The 255-nt window shown below is 44.3% G+C and carries 1 protein-coding gene; it reads right to left on the bottom strand.

Translation table 11 applies throughout. From position 1 onward, the window contains the following. A partial coding sequence (locus M3191_RS18440; RefSeq protein WP_251701755.1) for a transposase occupies positions 1-255 on the bottom strand: 255 nt, incomplete at both ends.

Genomic DNA, 255 nt, shown 5'->3' with positions numbered 1-255 from the left:
ACAATCTCTTGTTCCAGTGTTTAGTTGTTTCAACATAACTGATAAGGACTGCGCCAATTAACCTGAAGGCGGACTGGGTATTCGGGAAGATCCGGATCACCCTTTCACGCCTGCGAATCTCTTCATTCAGCCTCTCCACGCCATTGGTGCTTCGAATGGATTTTCGGTGTAAAATGGGGAAATTCATATATTGGATTGAATCCTCGAAGCCTTCATCGAGTATCTTCAACGCTTTTTGGTACTTGGGATTTTCCT

The organism is Sporosarcina luteola (assembly GCF_023715535.1).
Lineage (GTDB): Bacteria > Bacillota > Bacilli > Bacillales_A > Planococcaceae > Sporosarcina > Sporosarcina luteola_B.
This window is presented reverse-complemented; position numbering and strand designations above follow the sequence as displayed.